Source organism: Arthrobacter celericrescens (assembly GCF_003614925.1).
GTDB classification, from domain to species: domain Bacteria; phylum Actinomycetota; class Actinomycetes; order Actinomycetales; family Micrococcaceae; genus Arthrobacter; species Arthrobacter celericrescens.
The window spans coordinates 1-19,695 of record NZ_QYLP01000015.1 but is presented as its reverse complement, the minus strand read 5'-3'; the positions used below and the strand labels follow the sequence as shown (position 1 = coordinate 19,695).

The 19,695-nt window shown below is 67.3% G+C and carries 17 protein-coding genes; 11 read left to right on the top strand and 6 right to left on the bottom strand.

Features of this window, described 5'->3' with window-relative positions; translation table 11 throughout:
* The first annotated feature begins 2 nt into the window (after nucleotides 1–2).
* From uvrC to D3654_RS02245, 10 genes are all read left to right on the top strand, one after another.
* Entirely contained in the window at nucleotides 3–2,018 is a 2,016-nt protein-coding gene (gene uvrC / locus D3654_RS02290) for an excinuclease ABC subunit UvrC (RefSeq protein ID WP_120519916.1), read from the top strand.
* An 87-nt stretch (nucleotides 2,019–2,105) separates the two neighbouring features.
* Nucleotides 2,106–3,029, top strand: coding sequence for an RNase adapter RapZ (gene rapZ / locus D3654_RS02285; RefSeq protein ID WP_120519915.1), 924 nt, complete (start codon nucleotides 2,106–2,108; stop codon nucleotides 3,027–3,029).
* A complete protein-coding gene (locus tag D3654_RS02280) occupies nucleotides 3,029–4,045 on the top strand; it encodes a gluconeogenesis factor YvcK family protein (RefSeq protein ID WP_120519914.1) in 1,017 nt (338 codons plus the stop codon). Before rapZ ends, D3654_RS02280 begins: the two co-directional genes overlap by 1 nt.
* A gap of 9 nt (nucleotides 4,046–4,054) precedes the next feature.
* Entirely contained in the window at nucleotides 4,055–5,035 is a 981-nt protein-coding gene (gene whiA, locus D3654_RS02275; protein WP_070349529.1) for a DNA-binding protein WhiA, read from the top strand.
* A 175-nt stretch (nucleotides 5,036–5,210) separates the two neighbouring features.
* The gene (locus D3654_RS02270; RefSeq protein ID WP_115787362.1) at nucleotides 5,211–5,834 is read left to right on the top strand and encodes a superoxide dismutase; all 624 of its coding nucleotides are present in this window, start codon (nucleotides 5,211–5,213) and stop codon (nucleotides 5,832–5,834) included.
* Nucleotides 5,835–6,100: 266 nt separating this feature from the next.
* Nucleotides 6,101–7,108, top strand: coding sequence for a type I glyceraldehyde-3-phosphate dehydrogenase (gene gap, locus D3654_RS02265; protein ID WP_120519913.1), 1,008 nt, complete (start codon nucleotides 6,101–6,103; stop codon nucleotides 7,106–7,108).
* A 9-nt stretch (nucleotides 7,109–7,117) separates the two neighbouring features.
* Nucleotides 7,118–8,344 (top strand): phosphoglycerate kinase, encoded by a 1,227-nt coding sequence (locus D3654_RS02260; protein ID WP_120519912.1) that lies wholly within the window; start codon nucleotides 7,118–7,120, stop codon nucleotides 8,342–8,344.
* Between the two features lie 98 nt (nucleotides 8,345–8,442).
* Nucleotides 8,443–9,258 carry a triose-phosphate isomerase gene (tpiA, locus tag D3654_RS02255; protein ID WP_120519911.1) on the top strand — a complete coding sequence of 272 codons (816 nt, stop codon included), beginning with the start codon at nucleotides 8,443–8,445 and terminating at the stop codon, nucleotides 9,256–9,258.
* A 42-nt stretch (nucleotides 9,259–9,300) separates the two neighbouring features.
* The gene (gene secG, locus D3654_RS02250; RefSeq protein ID WP_074589634.1) at nucleotides 9,301–9,558 is read left to right on the top strand and encodes a preprotein translocase subunit SecG; all 258 of its coding nucleotides are present in this window, start codon (nucleotides 9,301–9,303) and stop codon (nucleotides 9,556–9,558) included.
* A gap of 108 nt (nucleotides 9,559–9,666) precedes the next feature.
* The gene (locus tag D3654_RS02245; RefSeq protein ID WP_120519910.1) at nucleotides 9,667–10,044 is read left to right on the top strand and encodes an RNA polymerase-binding protein RbpA; all 378 of its coding nucleotides are present in this window, start codon (nucleotides 9,667–9,669) and stop codon (nucleotides 10,042–10,044) included.
* On the opposite strand, the gene pgl is transcribed toward D3654_RS02245, so the two are convergent.
* Genes pgl through tkt form a run of 6 tightly spaced genes read right to left on the bottom strand, consistent with a single transcriptional unit; the run spans nucleotide 10,015 to nucleotide 18,218 of the window.
* Entirely contained in the window at nucleotides 10,015–10,833 is an 819-nt protein-coding gene (pgl, locus tag D3654_RS02240) for a 6-phosphogluconolactonase (protein ID WP_120519909.1), read from the bottom strand. The two genes, D3654_RS02245 and pgl, sit on opposite strands and share 30 nt — an antisense overlap.
* A 6-nt stretch (nucleotides 10,834–10,839) precedes the next feature.
* A complete protein-coding gene (locus D3654_RS02235; RefSeq protein WP_120519908.1) occupies nucleotides 10,840–11,763 on the bottom strand; it encodes a glucose-6-phosphate dehydrogenase assembly protein OpcA in 924 nt (307 codons plus the stop codon).
* Nucleotides 11,760–13,313 (bottom strand): glucose-6-phosphate dehydrogenase, encoded by a 1,554-nt coding sequence (gene zwf, locus D3654_RS02230; protein ID WP_115787355.1) that lies wholly within the window; start codon nucleotides 13,311–13,313, stop codon nucleotides 11,760–11,762. The genes D3654_RS02235 and zwf overlap by 4 nt, the downstream gene beginning before the upstream one ends.
* Before the next feature lie 14 nt (nucleotides 13,314–13,327).
* Nucleotides 13,328–14,959, bottom strand: a complete 1,632-nt coding sequence (locus tag D3654_RS02225) for a glucose-6-phosphate isomerase (protein WP_120519907.1) — start codon at nucleotides 14,957–14,959, stop codon at nucleotides 13,328–13,330.
* Between the two features lie 5 nt (nucleotides 14,960–14,964).
* The gene (gene tal, locus D3654_RS02220; protein WP_120519906.1) at nucleotides 14,965–16,080 is read right to left on the bottom strand and encodes a transaldolase; all 1,116 of its coding nucleotides are present in this window, start codon (nucleotides 16,078–16,080) and stop codon (nucleotides 14,965–14,967) included.
* A 20-nt stretch (nucleotides 16,081–16,100) separates the two neighbouring features.
* The gene (gene tkt / locus D3654_RS02215; RefSeq protein WP_120519978.1) at nucleotides 16,101–18,218 is read right to left on the bottom strand and encodes a transketolase; all 2,118 of its coding nucleotides are present in this window, start codon (nucleotides 18,216–18,218) and stop codon (nucleotides 16,101–16,103) included.
* A gap of 439 nt (nucleotides 18,219–18,657) precedes the next feature.
* Here tkt and D3654_RS02210 point away from each other — a divergent pair, with 439 nt between their 5' ends.
* A complete protein-coding gene (locus tag D3654_RS02210) occupies nucleotides 18,658–19,620 on the top strand; it encodes a heme o synthase (protein ID WP_120519905.1) in 963 nt (320 codons plus the stop codon).
* The last annotated feature ends 75 nt before the right edge of the window (nucleotides 19,621–19,695 follow it).

The following is a 19,695-nucleotide window of genomic DNA, read 5'->3' as shown; positions in this document are numbered from 1 at the left end:
CCGTGGCAGATCCAGCGAGTTACCGGCCCCGGACGGGCGAAATTCCGACGACGCCGGGCGTGTACCGCTTCCGGGACCCGCACGGCCGGGTCATCTATGTCGGCAAGGCCAAGAACCTCCGCTCCCGGCTGAACTCCTACTTCGCCAACCCCGCCGGGCTCCTGCCCAAAACCCATGCCATGGTCCACGCCGCGAGCAGCGTCGAGTGGACCGTGGTCGCCAGCGAGCTGGAGTCCCTGCAGCTCGAATACACCTGGATCAAGGAATTCAAGCCCCGCTTCAACGTCGTCTTCCGCGACGACAAGAGCTACCCCTACCTCGCCGTGACGATGGGGGAGAAGCTGCCCCGCGTGCAGGTGCTGCGCGGGGAACGGCGCAAGGGCACCCGCTACTTCGGCCCCTACACTGCCGGCGCCATCCGGGAAACCATGGACACCCTCCTCCGGGTCTTCCCGGTGCGCAGCTGCAGCGCCGGAGTCCTGAAACGGGCCCAGGCGAGCGGCCGGCCGTGCCTTCTGGGTTACATCGACAAATGCTCCGCCCCGTGCGTCGGCCGTGTCACACCGGAAGAGCACCGGCAGCTGGCGGAGGACTTCTGCGCCTTCATGGGCGGCGAAGCCGGCAGGTTCATCCGCCGCCTGGAGAAGGAAATGGCCGGGGCCGTCGCCGAACTCGACTACGAACGCGCCGCCCGGGTCCGCGACGACATCGCCGCGCTGCGCAAGGTGTTCGAACGCAACGCCGTGGTGCTCTCGGAGGACACCGAAGCAGACGTCTTCGCCCTGCACGAAGACGACCTGGAAGCGTCGGTGCAGGTCTTCCACGTCCGCGGCGGCCGCATCCGGGGCCAGCGCGGGTGGGTCGTCGAAAAGGTCGAAGACGTGACGACGCCCGAACTCATCGAACACCTCCTGCAGCAGGTCTACGGCGAGGACGGCGAGTACCAGGAACGGATCCCCCGGGAAGTCCTCGTTCCGGAGACGCCGGCCAACCACGCCGAACTCATTGAGTGGCTGGGCGGGCTGCGCGGCGCTAAGGTGGACATCCGCGTTCCGCAGCGCGGCGACAAGGCAGCCCTCATGTCCACCGTCCGGGAAAACGCCGAACAGGCGCTGAAGCTGCACAAGGTGCGCCGCGCCGGGGACATCACCGTGCGTTCCCAGGCGCTGCAGGAACTCCAGGAGGCCCTCGAGCTTCCCGTGCCCCTGCTGCGGATCGAATGCTTCGACATTTCCCACGTCCAGGGCACCAACGTGGTGGCCTCCATGGTGGTGGTCGAGGACGGGCTGCCCAAGAAGGCCGACTACCGCAAGTTCTCGATCACCGGCGAGGCCGCCCGCGACGACACCGCGGCCATGCACGACGTCCTGACCCGGCGCTTCCGGCACTACCTGCAGGACAAGGCAGCGCAGCCGCCCAAATCGGGCGAGATCCCCGCCGGGGAGCCCGCAGGAAGCCCGGCAAGGGAGCCTGGCACGCAGCAGGCCGACGACGCCGTGGCCCCTGCGAAAGCCAAGTTCGCCTACCCGCCCAACCTCGTCGTCGTCGATGGCGGCCAGCCCCAGGTGAACGCCGCCGCGCGGGCCCTCGCGGACCTCGGCATCGACGACGTCTACGTGGTGGGCCTGGCCAAGCGGCTCGAGGAAGTCTGGCTGCCGGACAGCGACTTCCCCGTGATCCTGCCCCGCACCTCGCAGGGCCTGTACCTGCTCCAGCGCATCCGCGACGAAGCCCACCGCTTCGCCATCACCTTCCACCGCCAGAAGCGCGGAAAGGCCATGACCGTCTCCGCGCTGGACGGCGTGCCGGGCCTAGGCGAAGCGAAGCGGAAGGCCCTCCTGACCCACTTCGGTTCGCTCAAGAAGATCAAGGCCGCGTCCGTCGTCGAACTCACCGCGGCCAAGGGCATCGGGCCTGCACTGGCGGAGGCGATCAGCAGGCATCTGGGCGAGGCAGCCGAAGGCAACGAAGCCGCCGTCGCCATCAACATGGCCACCGGCGAAATCCTCGAATCTTAGCTAGGGTAGGAAAGCCAGCCAACGAAGGAACCGGCCGCTGCCGCAGCGGCTCCGGTAACGGACCATCTCGAAAACGGGGGAGATTTGATGTCAGAACCAACGGCAGAATCCGGCGCGGAGCAGGACGGACTGGTTCCCGTCAAGCCTGCCGAAGCGGAACTGCTGGTGGTGACAGGCATGTCCGGGGCGGGCCGGAGCACCGCGTCCGACGCGCTTGAGGACCACGGCTGGTACGTCGTGGAAGGCCTCCCGCCCCAGATGCTCGGCACACTGGCCGAGATCGTCTCCCACGCCCCTGGCTCCATCCCGAAACTCGCGATCGTCGTCGACGTCCGCAGCAAGGGGTTGTTCAGCGAGATCCGTGCCGCACTGGGTGCCCTGAGCACCAGCGGAATCACGTTCCGGGTCCTCTTCCTCGACGCCAGCGACGACGTCCTGGTGCGGCGCTTCGAACAAGGCCGGCGGCCCCACCCGCTGCAGGGCGGCGGACGCATCCTGGACGGCATCGCCGCTGAACGCGAGGTGCTGCGGGAACTGCGCGAATCCGCGGACATCGTCCTGGACACCAGCGCCTTCAACGTCCACGGGCTCGCCACCGCCATCACCGAACTGTTCAGCGAAACCGGACCGGTGACGCTGCGCCTGAACGTCATGAGCTTCGGCTTCAAGTACGGCCTCCCCGTGGACGCCAACTTCGTGGCCGACGCCCGTTTCATCCCCAACCCGCACTGGGTCCCCCAGCTGCGCCCGCACACCGGGCTGGACGCCGACGTCCGCGACTATGTGCTCGAGGGCGCCGGGGTGAAGGAATTCGTGGACCGCTACGTGCGCGCCCTGGAACCCGTCCTGGACGGATACCGCACCGAGAACAAGCACTACGCCACCATCGCCGTGGGCTGCACCGGCGGCAAGCACCGCTCGGTGGCGGTCGCCGTCGAGCTCTCCAAACGCCTCGCGCAGTATCCGCGCGTGACCGTCACCACCAGCCACCGCGATCTGGGCCGCGAGTAATGGGGGTCCTGACTGGGCCGCTGCCGCTCATCCCGCCGAAGGGAACGCCGGGTAGCCAGAAGGACAAGACCCCCTCCGTGGTGGCGCTCGGCGGCGGCCACGGCCTGGCCGCGTCGCTGTCCGCGCTGCGCCTCCTCACCTCCGAGCTGACCGCCATCGTGACAGTGGCCGACGACGGCGGCTCGTCCGGGCGCCTCCGCGAACAGTACGGCGTCCTCCCGCCGGGCGACCTGCGCATGGCGCTGAGCGCCCTCTGCGACGACACCGACTGGGGACGCACCTGGCGCGACGTCATGCAGCACCGCTTCAAGGCCCCGGAAGGCCGCGAAAGCCCGCTCGACAACCACGCCATGGGCAACCTGCTCATCATGACCCTCTGGGAACTCCTGGGCGACACCGTCGCCGGGCTGAAATGGGCCGGTGCGCTGCTCGGCGCCCGCGGGCAGGTGCTGCCGATGTCCAGCGTGCCGCTCACCATCGAAGGCGACGTCCGCGTCCCGCTGCCCGCCGGCGGCTACGACGTCCAGACCATCACGGGCCAGGCCAAATGCGCGGTGGCCGGGTCGTTGGAAGACGTCCGGCTCATCCCGCAGGACGCACCGGCCTGCACCGACGCCCTCACGGCCATCGAGCTGGCGGACTGGATCATCCTCGGCCCCGGCTCCTGGTACACCTCCGTGCTGCCGCACCTGCTCCTTCCCGAGATGCGCCAGGCCCTCGTGGGCACCGCCGCCAAGCGGTGCCTGACCATGAACCTTGCCATGGACACCAAGGAAACCTCCGGCATGAGCGCGGCCGACCACCTTGACGCGCTGCGCAAGTACGCCCCGGAGTTCAGCGTGGACGTGGTCCTGGCCGATCCGGAATCCGTGTCCGACGTCGCTACATTCGAAAAGGCCGCCGGGCGCATCGGCGCGGAGGTCGTCTTCGGTAGAGTAGGTGCGTCCCGGCGCCGCCCGGTCCACGACCCCCTCCTCCTGGCGGCGGCGTACCACGATATTTTCGGGAACAGTTAGGAACACGCCATGGCACTGACCGCGTCGGTCAAGGAAGAACTTTCCCGGCTGGATATCAAGAAGTCCTCCGTGCGCAAAGCCGAAGTCTCGGCCATGCTGCGCTTCGCCGGAGGGCTGCACATCATCTCGGGCCGGATCGTCATCGAGGCCGAAGTCGACCTCGCCTCCACGGCCCGGCGGCTGCGCGCCGCCATCGCCGAGGTCTACGGCCACCAGAGCGAGATCATCGTCGTCTCCGGCGGGGGACTGCGGCGCGGCAGCCGCTACGTCGTCCGGGTGGTGCGCGACGGCGAGGCCCTCGCCCGGCAGACCGGCTTGCTCGACGGCCGGGGCCGACCCGTCCGCGGGCTGCCGTCCGCCGTCGTGAACGGCTCCGCCGCCGACGCCGAAGCTGTCTGGCGCGGCGCCTTCCTCGCCCATGGCTCGCTGACCGAGCCGGGCCGTTCCTCCTCGCTGGAAGTCACCTGCCCCGGCCCCGAGTCCGCCCTCGCCCTGGTGGGCGCGGCCCGCCGCCTCGGCATCCAGGCCAAGGCCCGCGAAGTGCGCGGCGTGGACCGCGTGGTGATCCGCGACGGCGACACGATCGCCGAGCTCCTTACCCGGATGGGCGCCCATGACGCACTGATGGTCTGGGAAGAGCGGCGCATGCGCAAGGAGGTGCGCGCCACCGCGAACCGCCTGGCCAACTTCGACGACGCCAACTTGCGCCGGTCCGCCCAGGCGGCTGTCGCCGCCGGAGCCCGTGTGGACCGCGCTCTGGAGATCCTCGGCGACGACGTCCCGGACCACCTGAAGTACGCGGGTGAGCTGCGCGTTGCGCACAAGCAGGCAAGCCTGGATGAACTCGGCCGCCTCGCTGACCCGCCCATGACCAAGGACGCGATCGCCGGCCGGATCCGGCGCCTGCTCGCCATGGCCGACAAACGCGCCGCCGAGCTGGACATCCCGGGCACTGAGGCAAATGTGACTCCGGAAATGATGGACGAATAGCCACCGTGCCTAGAATCGACACGGCGGGGTGAAATACCCGGGCGGATCCCTCGGTTATGCCGATGGTCGGCCGGGAACAGCAGTACTCCCCAGGGATTTCCGGCCGGTGCTCCGGCCGGATGAACAGAACGAGAGTTAGCAACAGGACCGACGGTCCACGACATTGGAGGGTTTCGTGACAGAGTACGTACTGCCCGAGCTTGGCTACGACTACGCGGCGCTTGAACCGCACATTTCGGCGAAGATCATGGAGCTGCACCACAGCAAGCACCATGCCGCCTATGTTGCCGGCGCCAACAACGCCCTGGCCCAGCTGGCCGAAGCCCGCGAAAAGGGCGACTTCGCCAACATCAACCGCCTGTCGAAGGACCTGGCGTTCCACACCGGCGGCCACATCAACCACTCGGTGTTCTGGAACAACATCTCCCCGGACGGCGGCGACAAGCCCGAAGGCGAACTCGCGGCCGCCATCGAGGACGCTTTCGGCTCCTTCGACGCCTTCCGCGCCCAGTTCACCGCGGCCGCCCTCGGCCTGCAGGGCTCCGGCTGGGCGTTCCTGGCCTACGAGCCCATCGCCGGCAACCTGCTGATCGAGCAGCTCTACGACCAGCAGGGCAACGTCGCCGTCGGCACCACCCCGCTGCTGATGCTGGACATGTGGGAGCACGCCTTCTACCTGGACTACGTCAATGTGAAGGCCGACTACGTCAAGGCGTTCTGGAACATCGTCAACTGGGCCGACGTCGCCAAGCGCTTCGAAGCAGCCCGCGCCAACGCCACGGGACTCATCGTCCTCTAGTGCGTGATCCGGAATACACGCGGGTGTAACAAACTTCACATTCGCGTGAATTTCGCCCAAATGGCGGAAAGCCCGCCCCTGCAGTTGCAGGGGCGGGCTTTCTTGAACGTAAGATAGGTCACGGAAGGCGTCGTCAGCCTTCAGCAACGTGGCTGGTCGCCCTCCGATCTGATAATCACTTCTGCCCAATGACGTGCGGGATTTGTTAGTTGGACTCAAGTTCCGACTCACTAGATGTGCTTGAGAAAGCACCAAGGAGACAAAAAGTGACCACCCGTATTGGTATCAACGGCTTCGGCCGCATCGGACGCAACTACTTCCGCGCAGCTCTGGCCCAGGGCGCCGACCTCGAGATCGTTGCGGTCAACGACCTCACCAGCCCCGAAGCGCTGGCCCACTTGCTGAAGTACGACTCCGTCGGTGGTCGCCTGACCCAGTCCGTCGAGGTTGTCGACGGCCAGCTCGTGGTGGACGGCAAGGCCATCAAGGTCCTCGCCGAACGCGATCCCGCAAACCTGCCTTGGGGCGAGCTCGGCGTGGACATCGTCATCGAGTCCACCGGCTTCTTCACCAAGGCCGCCGCTGCACAGAAGCACATCGACGCCGGCGCCAAGAAGGTCCTGATCTCCGCACCCGCCAGCGACGAGGACATCACCATCGTGATGGGCGTGAACGACGGCCTCTACGACCCCGCAGCGCACAACATCATCTCCAACGCGTCCTGCACCACCAACTGCCTCGGCCCGCTGGCCAAGGTCATCAACGACTCCTTCGGCATCGAACGCGGCCTGATGACCACCGTCCACGCCTACACCGCCGACCAGAACCTCCAGGACGGCCCGCACGGCGACCTCCGCCGCGCCCGCGCCGCCGCCATCAACATGGTTCCCACCTCCACCGGTGCCGCCAAGGCCATCGGCCTGGTCCTGCCGGAACTGAAGGGCAAGCTCGACGGCTACGCCATCCGCGTTCCCGTCCCCACCGGCTCCGCCACCGACCTCACCGTCACCGTTTCCCGCGAAGTCACGGTCGACGAGGTCAACGCCGCCGTCAAGGCCGCCGCAGAGTCCAGCCTCAAGGGCATCCTCAGCTACACCGACGCCCCGATCGTCTCCTCCGACATCGTCGGCGACCCCACCTCCTCGATCTTCGACTCCGGCCTGACCAAGGTCATCGGCAACCAGGTCAAGGTTGTGTCCTGGTATGACAACGAGTGGGGCTACTCCAACCGCCTGGTCGACCTCACGGAGCTCGTCGCATCCAAGCTGGGCTAGGGTAGACACATGACATCTCACACCCTCAACGAACTCATCGCTGAAGGTGTCCGCGGGCGGTACGTTCTCGTCAGAAGTGACCTGAACGTGCCGCTCGACGGCTCTACAGTGACCGACGACGGCCGCATCAAGGCCTCCCTCCCGGTCCTCAAGAAGCTCTCGGACGCCGGTGCCCGTGTGCTCGTAACCGCCCACCTCGGCCGCCCCAAGGGCGCTCCCGAAGACAAGTACTCCCTGAAGCCCGCCGTGGCGCGCCTCGCCGAACTGGCTGACTTCCCGGTCGCCCTGGCAGCGGATACCGTCGGTACCGCCGCCAAGGAGGCCGCAGCCGGCCTGCAGGACGGCGGAGTGCTCGTCCTGGAGAACGTCCGCTTCGACGCCCGCGAAACCAGCAAGGACGACGCCGGGCGCGGCGCCTTCGCCGACGAGCTGGTGGCCCTGACCGGGGACAACGGTGCCTTCGTGGACGATGCCTTCGGTGCCGTGCACCGCAAGCACGCCAGCGTCTACGACGTCGCCACCCGCCTGCCGTCCTACCAGGGCGACCTCGTGCGCACCGAGGTCGAGGTCCTGCGCAAGCTCACGGCCGACACCCAGCGTCCCTACGTGGTGGTCCTCGGCGGTTCCAAGGTCTCGGACAAACTCGCCGTGATCGACAACCTCCTGGGCAAGGCCGACACCATCCTGGTGGGCGGCGGCATGCTCTTCACCTTCCTGGCCGCCGCCGGCCACAAGGTGGCAAGCAGCCTCCTCGAGGAAGACCAGATCCCGGTGGTCCAGGACTACCTCAAGCGCGCGTCCGACGCCGGCACCACCTTCGTGATCCCGGTCGACGTCGTCGTCGTCAGCCGCTTCGCCGCTGACGCCGAGCACGAGACCGTCGCCGCGGACGCCATCGAAGAAAGCTCCTTCGGTGCCGCAGGCATCGGCCTGGACATCGGACCGGAATCGGCGGCCCTGTTCGCCGAACAGATCAAGGGCGCACGCACCGTGTTCTGGAACGGCCCCATGGGCGTCTTCGAGTTCGAGGCCTTCGCCGCCGGCACCCGCGCGATCGCGCAGGCGCTGACGGAAACCGAAGCCTTCACCGTGGTCGGCGGCGGCGACTCTGCCGCGGCCGTGCGCACGCTCGGCTTCGAGGATTCGCAGTTCGGCCACATCTCCACGGGCGGCGGCGCCAGCCTGGAATACCTTGAAGGCAAGGAACTCCCGGGCCTGAGCGTTCTCGACCGCTAGGCAGCAACACCCGCCAGCAGGCACCAGGCCGGCAAGGTGCCGCTCTATTTGGAGCAGCACCTTGCCGGTTCCCTTTTCACTACTTCTTTGGAGCACACGTGACAACCTCTGCCAACGGAAACTTCGTCCGCACGCCGTTCATCGCCGGCAACTGGAAGATGAACATGGACCATGTCCAGGGCATCACCCTGCTGCAGAAGCTTGCCTGGACCCTGTCCGACGCCAAGCACGACTACAGCCGGGTTGAGGTTGCCGTCTTCCCGCCGTTCACCGACCTCCGCGGCGTCCAGACCCTCGTCCAGGGCGACGAGCTCAAGGTCGTCTACGGCGGGCAGGACCTGTCCCAGTTCGACTCCGGCGCCTACACCGGCGACATCTCCGGCCAGTTCCTCAACAAGCTCGGCTGCTCCTACGTCCTGGTGGGCCACAGCGAACGCCGCACCATCCACAACGAGTCCGACGAGGTCCTCAACGCCAAGGTGAAGGCTGCCTTCCGCCACGAGGTCACCCCGGTCTTGTGCATCGGCGAAGGCCTCGACATCCGCCAGGCCGGCACCCACGTGGAGCACACGCTCGCCCAGCTGCGCGCCGGCGTCGAAGGCCTCACCGCAGACCAGGCCAATGAACTCGTCGTCGCGTACGAGCCCGTCTGGGCCATCGGCACGGGCGAGGTCGCAGGTCCGGAAGACGCCCAGGAAATGTGTGCCGCCATCCGCGCGGAATTGGCTTCCCTGTTCGACGACGCCGTGGCCGCCGGCACCCGCCTCCTCTACGGCGGCTCCGTCAAGGCCAACAACGCCGCAGCGATCATGGCCGAAGCCGACGTGGACGGACTCCTCGTGGGTGGCGCCAGCCTCGACCCGGCCGAGTTTGCTAACATTGTCAGGTTCGAGAGCCACATCACCGCGGTCTAGGCCCGGTAGCGCTCCCGCTTTCCGCACTCCTGAAAGGCCGTCGTGGACGTTCTTCAAGTAATCCTGCAGATCCTGCTGGGCATCACCAGCCTTCTGCTGACCCTGCTCATCCTGCTCCACAAGGGCCGCGGCGGCGGGCTGTCCGACATGTTCGGCGGCGGCATGAGCTCCGGCCTCAGCTCCTCGGGCGTCGCGGAGCGCAACCTCAACCGCTTCACCATCGTGCTCGGCTGCACCTGGGGCGTGGTGATCATCGGCCTCGGGCTGATCATGCGCTTCACCTCCGGCGGAGACTCCTAGGCAAAAGCCTTTCCGCGACGGAAACCGGCACTGCCGCCGTCGGGCTCCCGGCATTAGACTTGGCTGCGTGGCTTCACGCGATGCAGCCGACTCTCAAGGAGCTTGACGATGGTCCATGGCAGCCAGGGATTCCGGGGCACCAGGGCCGGCGTAACCGCCGGAACAGGTCCCAAAAACGAGTCCGACAGCACTGTCGGCGAAAACTTGCCGCGTATTCGTGTCCCCTATTGGTGCGCCAATGGACACGAGACGCGGCTTGTTTTTCTTAAGCTGCCCGACGACCAGATCCCGCCGACTTGGGACTGCCCGAAGTGCGGCCTCGTGGCCGCCCGGGAGCCCGGCGTGGCGCCCTGCGAACGGCAGGATGACGAGGTGTTCAAGAGCCACCTCGATTACGTTAAAGAAAGGCGCTCCAGCCAGGACGCTGAACGTGTCCTGGCTGGAGCGCTGAAAAGGTTACGCTCCCGCGGGATCCTTGCGGACTAGCTGCTGGGGAACGCGGGAGGCCGCGTTCTCGTCGATCAGCCACAGCGTGCGCGAGCGGCCGTGCGGTCCCGCTGCCGGGACCTGCACCGGGTTCGCACCGGCGAGGGCCAGGCCGACCGCGCCGGCCTTGTCCTCGCCTGCGACGACCATCCAGATCTCCTGCGCAGAGTTGATAGCCGGCAGCGTCAGCGAAACGCGCGACGGCGGCGGCTTGGGGGAGTTCTCCACGCCCACAACCGTGCGGTCCTGGACCCGGATGCCTGCCTGCTCGGGGAAGAGCGAGGCGATGTGCGCATCGGGGCCGACGCCGAGCAGCAGCACGTCGAAGCGCGGCAGATTGCCTGCTTCCGCCGGACGGTTGTCCGAGGTGTCGGCGGCGTGCTCGGCCTCGGCGGCCGCCTTCAACCGGGCGGCGTAGTCCGCGGCGGCGTCGTCGGCCGAGGCGAATTCGTCCGAGGAACCGGGCTCGTGGACTCGCTCCGGATCGAGCGGCAGGACGGACAGCAGCGCCTCGCGTGCCTGGCGGGTGTTGCGGTCCGGGCTGTCCTTGGCCACGAACCGTTCGTCACCCCACCAGAGGTTGACTCGGGACCAGTCCACGGCCGGGGCCGCCGGGGAGGCCGCCACGGCCTTGAGGGTTCCGATTCCCACGGTGCCGCCCGTCAGGACGACGGTGGCTTCCCCGTGCTTGTCCTGCACATCGACCAGCTTGGTGATGAGGCGGGCCGCTATCGCGGCCATCAGGACGGTGGAGTCGGGGTGGATGCTTACTCTGGGCTCAACGGTCACGGAACGCTACTCCTTGCTGTCGGTGCGGGGCAGTCCCATAGTAATCACTTCGCCGAAGACGTCATCCGGATCGAGCCGGCGCAGTTCTTCCGCGAGGCAATCGCGCAGGCTGCGGCGGGGCAGCGAAATGCGCTGGGCCGGCTGGCCGGGCTGGGTCAGCTCGGCCACGGTCAGTCCCGGACGGTGCAGCTGGACGTCGCCGGTGGCACGGCTCAGCAGTACCCGCCGGATTCCGGTGCCGGCCGGGTCCTCCACGATCTCCACCGGGGCGTCGAGGAAGAGGGTCAGCCAGGCGGCGAGCAGCAGGGTGCTCGGTGAATCCGAGGCGCCCTCCACGGTGATGGCCGTAACGGGGGAGTCGTCCACCTGGTCCAGCGCCGCGGCGAGCTGCAGGCGCCAGTTCGTCAGGCGGGTCCAGGCCAGGTCGGTGTCGCCGGCCCGGTACGTGGTGCGGATCCGTTCCAGGGCGGCAGACGGATCGGGCTCATTGGCCGAATCCGTGATGCGGCGGTGCGAGATCCGGCCGATGGACGTTTCGCAGGCGTTGTCCGGGGCGCCGTGCGGCCACCAGGCCACGATCGGGGCGTCCGGCAGCAGCAGCCCGGCCACGAGCGATTCGCTCTCCTTGGCCAGTGAACCAAAACCGCGCAGCACGATCACCTCGGAGGCACCGGCGTCGCCGCCCACACGGATCTGGGCGTCCAGCCGGTCCGGGGCCTCGGCCCCGGCGTCGGCCAGCACGATGATCCGGCAGGGGTGTTCGCGGCTGGCCTCGTTGGCCGCCTCGATCGCTTCTTCCTCCAGGCCGGACTTGGTGACGACCACGAGAGTCAGCACCCGCCCCAGGGCGATGACGCCGCCCTGTTCGCGCAGGGAAGTGATCTTCTTGGAGATCTTGGAGGTGGTTGTGTCGGGAAGATCTACAATCATGGCCTTCTCCAGCTTCGTCCGTCACGGGCCAGCAGTTCGTCGGCCGAAGCCGGCCCCCAGCTGCCCGGAGCATAAGGTTCGGGCTGTTCATCCAGGCCTGCCCAGTACTCCTCGAAGGGGTCCAGGATCTTCCAGGACTCTTCGACTTCCTGGTGGCGGGGGAACAGCGGCGGTTCGCCCAGCAGAACGTCGAGGATCAGCCGTTCGTAGGCTTCGGGGCTGGACTCCGTGAAGGAGTGGCCGTAGCCGAAGTCCATGGTCACGTCGCGGACTTCCATTTGCGTGCCCGGGACCTTCGACCCGAAACGGATCGTGGCGCCCTCGTCCGGTTGCACCCGGATCACCACGGCGTTCTGGCCGAAGTCGTCCTCGCTGTGGTCACGGAACAGCAGGTTGGGGGCACGCTTGAACACGACCGCGATCTCGGTGACGCGGCGGCCCAGGCGCTTGCCGGCGCGCAGGTAGAACGGCGCCCCGCTCCAGCGGCGGGTGTTGATGTCCAGCCGGATGGCAGCGTAGGTTTCCGTCTTGGAATCGGCGGGAATGCCGTCTTCCTCAAGGTAGCCCTGGACGAGCTCGCCGCCCTGCCAGCCGCCGGTGAACTGGCCGCGGGCCGAGTGCGTGGACAGGTCCTCGGGCAGCTTGACGGCGGCCAGGACCTTTTCCTTCTCGGCACGCAGGTCGTCCGCGTTGAAGGAGATGGGCTCCTCCATGGCGGTCAGGGCCAGCAGCTGCAGGAGGTGGTTCTGGATGACGTCGCGGGCCGCGCCCACGCCGTCGTAGTAGCCGGCGCGGCCGCCGGTGCCGATGTCCTCGGCCATGGTGATCTGCACGTGGTCCACGTAGTTGGCGTTCCAGATCGGTTCGAACAGCTGGTTCGCGAAGCGCAGCGCCAGGATGTTCTGGACCGTTTCCTTGCCCAGGTAGTGGTCGATGCGGAACACCGCGTCCTGCGGGAACACGGATTCGACGATGTCGTTCAGCTTCCGGGCCGACTCAAGGTCGTGGCCGAAGGGCTTCTCGATGACCACACGGCGCCACTGGCCGTCCGCGGCCTGGGCGAGTCCGTGGCGGGACAGCTGCCGGCAGACCTGCTCGAACGCCTTCGGCGGAATCGACAGGTAGAAGCCGTGGTTGCCCCGGGTGCCGCGGTTCTCGTCCAGCTCGGCCAGTGTGGCGTCGAGGCGCTTGAACGCCTCGTCGTCGTCGAACTCGCCCTGGACGAACCGGATGCCCTCGGACAGCTGGTTCCAGACCGCCTCGTCGAACGGGGTGCGGGAGTGCGCCTTGACGTTCTCCCGCACTTCGTTGGCGAAGTCCTCGTTGCTCCAGTCGCGGCGGCCGAAGCCGACCAGCGCGAAGCTAGGTGGCAGCAGCCCGCGGTTCGCGAGGTCGTACACGGCCGGCATGAGCTTCTTGCGGGCGAGGTCGCCGGTGACTCCGAAGAACACCAACGACGACGGTCCCGCGATGCGGTTCAGGCGCCGGTCGCGCGGATCCCGCAGGGGATTGCGGACGGCAGTTTTCCTGCCGTTTTCAGTTTCTGGCATGTTTGGATTGTGCCTTAGCTTTCGAGCGCGGTGGCCTGGGGGGCCAGCGCGGCGACGATTTCCTGGAGCTGGGCGACACCCGCGCTCCGCTCCACGAGGTGCAGGCGGAGGACGGGACGTCCGTGGTTTTCGAGGACCTGGGCATCACCTGCGGCCTGGGCTGCGATCAGCTGGCCGAACGTGAAGGGGCGCTCAGGGATCTCGACGTCCCCGGAACCGGCCGCCGTGATCTGCAGGAACGAGCCGATCGCCGGGCCGCCCTTGTGGAACTGGCCGGTGGAGTGCAGGAACCGCGGACCCCAACCGAACGTTACCGGACGGCCGCTGGCAGCTGCGAGCTGGTCGCGGACGGCCTCGAACGGTGCGAAGGCGATCCGGTCGAAGTAGGCCTGGACACTGAGGTAGCCGTCCTGGCCGAGCCCGCCGAGCACCGCCTTCACAGCCTCTTCCACAGTGGCCGCAGCGCCCAGCCAGTTTCCGCCGCGGACCTCGATGGCGCCGTCGGTGAAGTTGGCCGGGGTGGGCTCGGGGCGTGCGTCCAGCAGGCCGCGCGCAGCCACCTTGGCGGCCTCGACGTCGGGCTGGTCGAAGGGGTTGATACCGAGCAGGCGTCCGGCGACGGCGGTGGCGAACTCCCACACGAACATCTGGGTGGCGAGGCCGCCGGCGATCGCCGCTTCGTTCGCTCCGAGTTCGACGTCGGAATCGGCGCCCACCAGGCGGACCACCAGGACGTCGTCGGCGCCGCCGCTGACCTCGGGGGCCGAGGGGCCCGCGACGACGGGCAGCACACCGGTGCCCAGCTTGCCGGTCGATTCGGCGATGAGCTGTTCGGCCCAGTCGGCGAAACCGACGATGCCGGAACCGTCTTCGGCGATGACGATCTTGTTGCGCAGCGGGGAGGTGCCGCCGAGGGCGGCGCCCAGGCGCAGGCCGATGTTGTCTGCGGAGTCCTCGCGGAGGATTTCCGCGGCTTCTTCCGCTTCGTCCAGGAGTGCCTGGATGTCGACGCCGGCCAGGCCACACGGAACCAGCCCGAAGGCGGTCAGGGCGGAGAAACGGCCGCCGACGTTGGGGTCGGCGTTGAAGACCGCACGGTACCCGGCTTCACGGGAGGCCTTGTCCAGCGGCGAGCCCGGGTCGGTGACGATGATGATGCGGCTCTTGGCATCGATGCCGGCGTCGTCGAACGCCTTCTCGAAGACACGCCGCTGGGAGTCGGTTTCCACGGTGGAGCCGGACTTGGACGAAACCACGATGGCGGTTTCGGCGAGGCGGTCCGCGAGGACAGCACCGACCTGTTCGGGGTCGGTGCTGTCCAGCACGGTCAGCTCGACGCCGGCGGTTCCGGCAATGACTTCCGGGGCGAGCGAGGAGCCGCCCATGCCGCACAGGACAATCCGGGTGATGCCTTCTGCCTTCAGGGCGTCCCGGAGTTCCAGGATCCCTTCGACCAGGGGCTGGGAAACGGTGGCCGCTTCCACCCATCCGAGGCGGATGGCCGATTCGGATTCCGCGTCGGCACCCCAAAGGGTGTGGTCCTTCGCGAAGATCCGGCTGGCGATCCGGTCTTCAACAAGTGCCGGGACATGCTGCTCGATGGCCTGCTGTGCGGCACCGCTTGCGTCGTAGCTGAGTGAGCTCATAAGGGTCAGGAAGCCTTCCGTGCGGATGCGAGGGCGCCTTCGACGTCTCCGAGGAGTTCCTTCCAGGAAGCCACGAACTTGTCCAGGCCTTCGGATTCCAGAAGGGCGACAACGTCGTTGTAGGAGACGCCGAGGCCTTCGAGGGCGTTCAGGACGGAGTTGGCTTCCTCGTAGCTGCCGGCGATGGTGTCACCGGTGACCACGCCGTGGTCGAAGGTGGCATCGAGGGTCTTCTCCGGCATGGTGTTCACGACGCCGGCTGCAGCCAGTTCGGTGACGTAGAGGGTGTCCGGGTAGGCCGGGTCCTTCACGCCGGTGGAAGCCCACAGCGGACGCTGCGGCAGGGCGCCGGCTTCGGCCAGCACGGCCCAGCGTTCGGTGGAGAACAGCTCTTCGTAGACCTGGAATGCCAAGCGGGCGTTCGCGACGCCGGCCTTGCCCTTGAGGGCCTTGGCTTCCTCCGTGCCGATCGCGTCCAGGCGCTTGTCGATCTCGGTGTCCACGCGGGAGACGAAGAACGAGGCGACGGAGTGGATCTTGGACAGGTCGTGGCCGTTTTCCTTGGCCAGCTCGAGGCCGGACTGGAAGGCGTTGATCACTGCCCGGTAGCGCTCCAGGGAGAAGATCAGGGTCACGTTGACGCTGATGCCTTCGCCGAGCACGGCGGTGATGGCTGCGAGGCCTTCAACGGTTGCCGGGATCTTGATGTGGACGTTGTCCTTGGCGACCCTCTTGTAGAGGTGCTTGGCCTCGGCGATGGTGCCTTCGGTGTCCCAGGCCAGGCGCGGGTCGACCTCGATGGACACGCGGCCGTCCACGCCATTGGTGGCTGCGGCGACCGGCGCGAACAGGTCGCAGGCGTCGGCGACGTCGGTGGTGGTGATCTCGAAGATGGTCTCTTCCACCGAAGCGCCCTTGGCTGCTTCTTCGGCGATCTTCGCGTCGTAGTCGTGGCCGGAGGTGATGGCCGCGTGGAAGATCGACGGGTTGGTGGTGACGCCGACGACGTTCTTTTCCTCGATCAGCTTGGCAAGGCTGCCGCTGGCGAGGCGCTCACGGGACAGGTCGTCGAGCCAGATCGAAACGCCGACGTCGGACAGCTGCTGGGTGGGAGTAGTCATTTTGTGTTTCTCCTTGGAAATCAGGCCGAAAGGCCGGCGAGGGAGTCTTTGGCCGCCGCGGTGACGGCGTCGGCGGTGATGCCGAACTCGTTGAAGAGGCGCTTGTAGTCGGCGGAGGCGCCGTAGTGTTCGAGGCTGATGGAGCGGCCGGCGTCGCCGACGAACTCGGACCAGCCCAGGGCCAGGCCTGCCTCGACGGAGACGCGGGCCTTCACGGCTGCCGGCAGGACGGATTCACGGTAGGCCGGGTCCTGCTTCTTGAACCATTCCACGCAGGGCACGGAGACCACGCGGGCGGCGATGCCTTCGGCCTGCAGGTTTTCGCGGGCCTGGACGGCCAGCTGGACCTCGGAACCGGTGGCGATCAGGATCACGTCGGCCGGGACGGTGGCGCCGTCCTTGGAAGCCTCGGCCAGCACGTAGGCACCCTTTGCAACGCCTGCGGTGGAGGCGAAGGTGTCACCCGCGGCGTCGCCCGCACCACGTGCGTAGGTGGGGATGTTCTGGCGGGTCAGCACGATGCCGGCCGGGTTCTCGTGGTTCTCCAGCATGGTCTTCCATGCCACGGCGACCTCGTTCGCGTCACCGGGGCGGACCACGTCCAGGCCCGGGATGGCACGCAGGGACGCGAGCTGTTCCACCGGCTGGTGGGTGGGGCCGTCTTCGCCCAGGCCGATGGAGTCGTGCGTCCACACGTACAGGGACGGCACACCCATCAGCGCGCCGAGGCGGATCGCGGGGCGCTGGTAGTCGGAGAAGATCAGGAAGGTGCCCGAGAACGCACGGGTGCGTCCGTGCAGGCTGATGCCGTTCACGATCGACGCGGCGGCGTGCTCGCGGATGCCGAAGTGCAGCACCCGGCCGTACGGGTTGCCGGTCCACGCGTCGGTGGAGCGGGAGGCCGGGATGAACGACGGCGAGCCCTCGATGGTGGTGTTGTTCGACTCAGCGAGGTCGGCCGAACCGCCCCACAGCTCCGGAAGCACCGGGCCGATGGCGTTCAGGACCTTGCCGGAGGCGGCACGGGTGGAGACGTCCTTGCCGGCTTCGAACACCGGGAGGGCGGCGTCGAGCTCGGCCGGGAGCTTCTTGGCCTCGATGCGCTCGAGCAGGGCTGCCTTCTCCGGGTTGGCCGACTGCCATGCCTCGAAGGAGGCCTGCCACTCGGTGCGCGCAGCGGCGCCGCGCTCGACCAGCTGGCGGGCGTGGGCCAGGACCTCGTCGTCGACCTGGAAGGACTTGGCAGCATCGAAGCCCAGGACGTTCTTCAGGGCTGCGACCTCCTCGGCACCGAGGGCCGAGCCGTGGATCTTGCCGGTGTTCTGCTTCTTCGGTGCCGGGTAGCCGATGATGGTGCGCAGCGAAATGATGGACGGCTTGGACGTCTCGGCCTTCGCCGCGAGCAGTGCCGAGTACAGTTCCTGGACGTCTTCGACGTACTCGCCCGTTTTGGTCCAGTCGACCCGCTGGGTGTGCCAGCCGTAGGACTCATAGCGCTTCAGCACGTCTTCGGTGAAGGCGATGTCGGTGTCGTCTTCGATGGAGATGTGGTTCTCGTCGTACACCACAACGAGGTTGCCCAGTTCCTGGTGGCCGGCCAGCGACGACGCCTCGGAGGTGACACCTTCCTGCAGGTCGCCGTCGGAGGCGATGACCCAGATGGTGTGGTCGAACGGGGACTCGCCGGCGGGAGCATCGGCGTCGAACAGGCCGCGCTGGCGGCGCTGCGAGTAGGCGAAGCCGACCGAGGAGGCCAGGCCCTGGCCCAGCGGGCCGGTGGTGATCTCCACACCCGCAGTGTGCTTGTACTCCGGGTGGCCCGGGGTCAGGGAGCCCCAGGTGCGCAGGGCCTCAAGGTCCTTCAGTTCCAGGCCGTAGCCGGAGAGGAACAGCTGGATGTAGAGGGTCAGGGACGTGTGGCCGGGGGACAGGATGAAGCGGTCGCGGCCGATCCAGTCCGGGTTCTTCGGGTCGTGGCGCATCAGCTTCTGGAACAGCAGGTATGCCGCCGGTGCCAGGCTCATGGCCGTGCCGGGGTGGCCGTTGCCGACCTTCTCCACTGCGTCGGCGGCCAGGACACGCACGGTGTCCACTGCACGCTGGTCCAGGCTGGTCCAAGTCAGTTCTTGCTCTTCCAAATGTGGCACGTAAACCGAGCCCCTCTCTGTGCTGACGGCGGCGGGGGTGAACAGCAGACGCGGAGCGGGAAACGGTGCCCGCTGCGAGGTGTCCACCAGCCGTTCACCATTGAAACGTTGATCTATCATCCAGACCCGGACTTCTGAGAATGCGTTTTCTCAGGAGGCTGCACGAGCTGATCTGCTGACAGCTTAGCCCGAGAGAACGGGCCTATTGGTGGGATTCAGGAAATTTGTCCGCAAAATTCCGATTTATGAATCACCATGGCGTCCGGGAGGGGGTGAACATTCCGAAACATGGGTGTTTCGCAGGTTCCTTCTGTCCATCCGGGCCACGGTATGATATTCGGAGGCCGCCAGCGGCATGTGCAACCCCGGACCCATCCACGGGAACGGCGCGGTTGCTTCGCCGCAGGAACACCAAGAGCTAAAGAACAGAGTGACTGCCACCGTGAGCACAAGCGATACCAACCTCGATGCCTCTGCCGCTATACAGGGGAGTGGATTTTCCCGGAAGTTCAAGGCGTATCTGGCACTGACTAAGCCGCGGGTCATCGAGTTGCTCCTGGTCAGCACCCTGCCCACCATGATCTTCGCCCAGCGCGGGTTCCCGTCCATCGGGCTGATCCTGGCCACGCTCGTGGGCGGCGCGTTCGCCGCCGGCAGCGCCGGGGTCTTCAATTGCTACATCGACCGAGACATCGACAAGCTGATGCACCGCACCGAAAACCGGCCCCTCGTGACCGGTGAGGTCTCACCGCGTGAGGCCCTGGTGTTCGGCTGGGTGCTCGGTGCCGCGGCGATCGCCATCCTCTGGTTCGGCGCCAACCCGCTCTCCGCTTGGCTCGGCCTCGCCGCCATCGTCTTCTACGTCGTCATCTACACGATGATCCTCAAGCGCCGCACCGCGCAGAACATCGTGTGGGGCGGCGCCGCAGGCTGCTTCCCGGTGCTGATCGCCTGGTCCGCCGTGACGAACACAGTCGAATGGCCCGCCGTCGTGCTGTTCATGGTCATCTTCCTCTGGACCCCGCCGCACTACTGGCCGCTCTCCATGCGCTACGGCGAGGACTACCGCAAGGCGAACGTCCCCATGCTCGGCGCGATCGCCGGGGCCAAGGTCGTCTCCGTGCAGGTGGTGCTGTACGCGTGGGCCATGGTTGCTTGCTCGCTGCTGATGGTTCCGTTGGGCGGCGCCGGCTGGGTGTACACCGTTGCCGCTGTCCTGGCGGGCGCCTGGTTCCTGTACGAATCCCACGCCCTGTACGAGCGCGCCCAGAAGGGCGACGTGTCCAACAAGGGCGCCATGAAGGTCTTCCACGGCTCCATCAGCTACCTGACCCTGCTGTTCATCGCCCTGGCCGTGGACCCGTTCGTCGGCGGCGCGCTGATGGGCGGCTAGCCGCCCGCCAGGTTCCCGAAGGAGAAACCGATACCAAGAAAGCGCCACCCGCCGTCCGGAAAAGGACGGCGGGTG